Source organism: Lacinutrix sp. C3R15 (assembly GCF_018860825.1).
Taxonomy (GTDB): Bacteria; Bacteroidota; Bacteroidia; order Flavobacteriales; family Flavobacteriaceae; genus Oceanihabitans.
The window spans coordinates 1-5,705 of record NZ_JAHKPZ010000011.1 but is presented as its reverse complement, the minus strand read 5'-3'; the positions used below and the strand labels follow the sequence as shown (position 1 = coordinate 5,705).

The window sequence follows — 5,705 nt, the reverse complement described above, 5'->3', positions numbered from 1 at the left end:
TTTCCATACACGAGAACGTTGGCAACAAGCAAAGACAAGCAACAGAAATGAATACGAAAATTGAATTTAAGGAAAGGCAAAAGTTTACTCAATGGTGGATTTGGCTTATTTTAATTGGACTTGGAGCAATTGCTGTTTATGGATTTATTCAACAAATTATATTTGGTGTTGAATTTGGAAATAAACCAATGTCGAATGTTGGAATGATTATTTTTATTGTTTTTGTTTTCGGGTTTATATATTTTAATTGGTTTATGACTTTAATTACGGAAATAAATGATAACGGAATTAAGATGCGTTTTGTTCCCTTCTTGAAAAAGAACATAAAATGGAGCGAATTGAAATCTATGAAAATCATAAATTATGGATTTGTCGGTTACGGAATTCGACTCGGAAGTAAATACGGAACTGTTTATAATATAAATGGAAATAAAGGATTAGCTATTGAATTAAAAAACGGTAAAAAATTCGTAATCGGAACACAAAATGAAACTGAATTAAATAATACACTGAAAAAAATGCCAGTTGCCAACACCGTATATAATTTATTGCTAGTTCTAGCCTACTTTCGAAAATCCTCGCAGATTTTCTATTCGGTTTTTATTTGCTAAATTACGTGCTGAACCACGCAACAAACCATATACAACAACGTTGTGCGTCATTAAAACAAACCCTTGAAATCAGAATGAAATTATTAAATACAATCGAAATTGAACCTTGGGATTATGCGAAAAATGAATATGAATCACCTTCTGTTTCGAAAGCTGAAAACCCAAAAGGCTGGAGCGATTTCTGGTACAAATGTATTTCTGATAGTAATTTACAAGACTTACAACCGATTGAACTTGGCTCATACTTGGTTGACATAAATAAAATCGGAGAACCTGAATTAAAAACCATTATTGAAAAAGAACTTAAGGACGTTGATTTGTCAGATTATCAAGAATACGTTGGACAAATAATTGGCGGAATTGTAGTTTTAGAAAATGAAATGATAATACTTGAACCAACTTGTTGCGGAGATTTATCTGATATTCAGAATTGGGAAGAAATTGAAAATGCGGAATTGGGAAAATGGAACCAACTATGGCTTGGGCATCCTTGGATTTTCTATAAAAGAACGGAAAATCATATTGCATTCTCTGATTATACAGATTATAATTTAGAAGATTTTAAAGACATATCAGAAAAATATAAATTTTCAGAACAAAAACTAATATCTGAAATCAAGTCAAGTCGGAATAAACAAATCGGATTTGAAAAACGGATAAGTAAAGTTTTAGCCGAATTGAAAATTGATAATGCAAATGATATAGCAAAATTAATGACTGGAAATAAATAACGAACGCACAACACCGTGTATAATTAATTGCTTCATTGAGCCTACTTGCGAATATTCCTTCGGAATATTCACAGGTTCGTAAATGTTTGCTAACTTAGTCGCTAAACCACGCAACTAACCATACACAAACACGTTACCCACAAGCTGAAAAGCCCACCGCACAAACAGCACATTTATTTTTTTCCACGCGCAAAATAAGCCGATGCTCTAAAAAATAAAAGAGCTGTTTTTAGCCAACGCGCAAAAATTCATGTGGTCTAAATAACATTAAACAAAAACAAGTATATTAGTGTTTTAATTATGACCTTCCAATAACCATTGATTAAATTCTTTAGAAATACTATGAAAAGATCCCCAAATATAATTGCATTTTTTTTGTTTTCCTTAATTGTAATTGGTTTCCTAATTTTTAAGCAAAAAAAAAAACACTAAAACAAGAAAAAACATCTAAGCAAGTTTATTTATTTACTGAATTTAACCAAGATACTTTAATAAAATCTGTAATGCTTGATGAAACCAATATAGAATTTACCAATCAACCGTTTTTACTAAAAACTAAAAATGAAGAAGAAAACTTGAATTTAAGTTTTAATTTAGAATCTCCAAGATTATTTAAATTTTATAGCTTTAAACCCATGTCAACCCCATTTTTAATTTATGTTACACCTGGAGATACGCTTAGCTATAAATTAGATGATGTCTCAATCACTTTTAAAGGAAGGAATTCAGCACACTATAATTTTTTTAAAGAACTTAACGATTTAAAGTTGGAGTACCCGAGATATAATGATGAACTTGGGGTTTTTGATTTTAAAAATAAATGGAAAATTGATTATCAAAAAAAACTACATTTTTTAGAACAATTTAAAAAAAGTAATAATGTTTCTGATTTGTTCTACACTAAGATAAAAGACGTTTTTAAATTTCAATATATAAATGGGCTATTAAATAGAAACGTGTTTCCTAAAGATGCCATAACTAATTACTCGGAATATTTAAATGATTTAAATATTGAAATATTTAACAGGAATGACCAAGAAGATAATGTGTATTTTCAACTTGCTTTAACCAATTATATCTATTTCGTTTCTAAAAAGAACTTTAAAGATAATACATATTCAAAAGAAGCGCTTGAATATCAACTAGATTTAATCAATAACAATTTGGTTAGTAAAGCTAAAGAATATGCTATTACAAAAATGATATTTGAATTTGATAGTCATTTAATTTCTGAAAATGCAAACTACCTACAAGATAAAATCAAAATTTATTTACCTCAAATAAAAGATAAAAAGTACAAAGTTGTTTTAGAACAAATAAATGAGCGATTAAATAAAATTAATAATCAATTATCTGATAAAGTTTTTAATTCAATTTTACTAGACATTGATGGAAACAGTATTACTTTAAATGAAATTCTACAAAAGCAAGAAGGTAAAATTAAAGTAATTGACTTTTGGGCAAGCTGGTGCGCACCATGTATTAAGGAAATTAAAAAAAATCACCTTTATAGGAAAAAACTTATTCAGGATAGAAACGTAGAATTCCTATATTTTTCAATTGATAAGAACCAAGAAAGTTGGAGAAAAAAAGTAGCCGAATTAAATGAATTTGGTATGGATAAAAATCAATATGTGATTAGTGTAGCCCCAAACTCTGATTTGACAACTTTTTTTAATGTGAGTTCTATTCCTCATTATTCTATTCTAGATATCAATAATGAAGTGATTCTTATTAACTCACCTTCTCCGGAAGATACTTTAGAGTTCAATGATATAATAAAAAATGAAGAATTATAACAAAAATAACTAAGCACAACAAAGTATAATTGAACGAAAACCTGTGAACTACATCAAAATACTTTTTATTCTATTTTCTTTTCAGCTTCAATCCCAGAATTTAGTCCAAAACCCAAGCTTTGAAAACACGAAAAGATGCTCTGAAATTATCGGAGCTTTCGGTCATAATGTAGAAAGTTGGACATCACCCACTTTTGGAACAACAGATTTATTTAATACTTGTGCTAAAGGTCAAGTTGGAATTCCGAACAATTATAACGGATTCCAACAATCAAAAGACGGTAATAATTTTGCTGGATTTTATCTACACTCTGACGACAATTATAGAGAATACGTACAAGTTGAACTATCAAAAAAATTAGTAGGAGGAAAAAAATACAAAATCTCATTCTTCGTCAGTCTTGCTGAGAACTCAGATTTTGCAATTAAAAATATTGACTTCTTACTTTCCGAAAATGAATTGAATACTTCAATTTTTCGAGAATTATCAGATAGGCAATTGAAAAAAAATAATATCGAAAAATTTAAAATCTATGTAATTGAAAATGATAGACATTATGATAATAAAAATACTTGGACATTAATATCAACGGAATTTACTGCGAATGGAAACGAAAAGTACTTAACAATTGGAAATTTCCTCAAAAACTCGAAAACAGAGAAATTACTTGTTTCAAACAAAAACAGAAACAATATGTCTTATTATTATATAGACCTCGTAAATTTACACGACGCTGATTGGACAGAAACTAAACCGATCAAACCTGTGGTTGTATCTAAAAATGATGATAAAAAAATAGCAATCAATAAAGATTACACATTTCAAAATGTAGTTTTTGATTTTAACAGCTCGGAACTTTCAAAAGGCGCAAAAAGTGAAATAAAATCTGTTTATAATTTGCTAACTCAAAATCAAGGAACAAAAATTATTATTTCTGGACATACAGACAATGTTGGAGGCTCGAAGTTTAACCAAGCCTTATCAGAAAAGCGAGCAAAATCTGTAACTGATTATTTTATAAGTTTGGGTTTAGAAGAAGGTAGTATTTCATATTTTGGTTACGGAAACGAAAAACCAATAGCAACCAATGATACAGAGGACGGAAGAAATAAAAATAGAAGAGTTGAATTTAAAATCGTGGAAAATAACTAAGCACAACTGTGTATAAAAAATGCTTATTTTAGTGCTTAACCAAAAGAAAGGTGCGGTTTTTAGCCAACGCAAAAAAATACAAGCTGATGTTTTTCATATTGATTTAATCGTTAAATTTATAATTATTAACGCTTAATAATCAATACTATTGCATCAACTTCAGAAGTAGGACACGCTAAAAATGTAGCAAACTTTCAAGACCTTATTGCATTTGTCAATGGCTATGGCGCAACTTACAACCCATCAAAAAACAGCCTACAATTACCACAACTTGAAGCACTTTATATACAAGCAAGCGCAAGTTTAGATGGAGTGGTAAACAAAAACACAGATTACAATAACGCAGTCAATGAACGTGTTGAAGCTTTTTCAGATTTACGTCCACTCTCGACTCGTCTGGTAAACGCATTAAACACTACAAATGCAAGTGACGAAAAAGTAGAGGATGCAAAAGGTTTCAATCGTAAAATACAAGGAAAACGTGCTTCCAAAATAGAAACTCCAGTCGACCCAAACCAACCAGCACCCAAAACAATTAGTTCAAGCCAACAATCTTACGACCAATTAATACAACATTTCGAAGGAATGATTTCAGTCTTGGCTTCCGAACCAAGTTACACCCCAAACGAAACCGAATTACAAGTTGCTACACTTCAAACCAAACTTCAAGCTTTAAAAGATTCAAATGCAGAAGTATCAAAAGCCTACGCAGAAGTAAGCAACTCAAGATTAGAAAGAAACAAAATATTATATAGCGTCGATAACGGATTAGTTGACACAGCTGGAGAAGTTAAACAATATGTCAAGTCTGTGTATGGAGCCTCAAGTCCAGAATTTGGTCAGATAAAAGGCATTAAATTCAAGACCGTCAAGGCATAAGTAAACTATCAAAAGAAATATACCTACTACTTTTAGGTATGTACTAACGGCAGTTAGAAATCTCTTAACTGCCGTTAATAATCTCATAACTGCCAAAAGAAATCTTGCAACTTCCAAAAGAATTCTCGTAACTGCCGATAGAATTTTTGCAATTGCCATTAGAATTCTCGCAACTTCCAAGAGAAATCTCTTTACTGCCGATAGAAATTTCGTAACTGCAAAAAAATTCGTCTGAACAATGCCAACGCTCAAAGCCATACACATTTGCAATTCGCTCAAAGCCACCACGCCACCAAAAATTGCAAAAGAGTATGTCTTCCCAACGCACAATTCCGTTCAAACCATAAACATCCGACTGATAAGCAAAACGAAAAAAAAAGCCAGTGGGTAACACTGTGTATAAAAAATGCTTATTTTAGTGCTTAATCAAAAGGAAAGTGCGTGTTTGCTTTCTTCCGATTTTCGTTCCGAAAATCCTCTGACACAAACACGCACTTTTCATACACGAGACCGTTGCCATTAATTATGGAAA

General features: G+C 30.8%; 5 protein-coding genes. All 5 read left to right on the top strand.

The genetic code is table 11. The annotated features are described in order from the left end of the window. Window positions 1-611 (top strand): hypothetical protein (locus KO494_RS02905; RefSeq protein ID WP_215966097.1); only part of this gene is annotated, 611 nt, incomplete at its 5' end. Window positions 612-685: 74 nt separating this feature from the next. Continuing rightward, entirely contained in the window at window positions 686-1,342 is a 657-nt protein-coding gene (locus tag KO494_RS02900; RefSeq protein WP_215966096.1) for a hypothetical protein, read from the top strand. A 503-nt stretch (window positions 1,343-1,845) separates the two neighbouring features. Further along, window positions 1,846-3,141: a TlpA disulfide reductase family protein gene (locus tag KO494_RS02895; RefSeq protein ID WP_215966095.1), complete on the top strand. Its 1,296-nt coding sequence runs from the start codon at window positions 1,846-1,848 to the stop codon at window positions 3,139-3,141. A 43-nt stretch (window positions 3,142-3,184) separates the two neighbouring features. Beyond that, complete coding sequence (locus KO494_RS16085) at window positions 3,185-4,294, top strand: OmpA family protein (RefSeq protein ID WP_215966094.1); 1,110 nt, start codon at window positions 3,185-3,187, stop codon at window positions 4,292-4,294. Window positions 4,295-4,606: 312 nt separating this feature from the next. Then, a complete protein-coding gene (locus KO494_RS02885) occupies window positions 4,607-5,173 on the top strand; it encodes a hypothetical protein (RefSeq protein WP_252730269.1) in 567 nt (188 codons plus the stop codon). Window positions 5,174-5,705 lie beyond the last annotated feature (532 nt).

Excerpts from the sequence above, each read along its gene's own strand:
- KO494_RS02900 (WP_215966096.1), top strand. The coding sequence starts at position 686 with ATGAAATTATTAAATACAATCGAAATTGAACCTTGGGATTATGCGAAA.
- KO494_RS02895 (WP_215966095.1), top strand. The coding sequence starts at position 1,846 with ATGCTTGATGAAACCAATATAGAATTTACCAATCAACCGTTTTTACTA.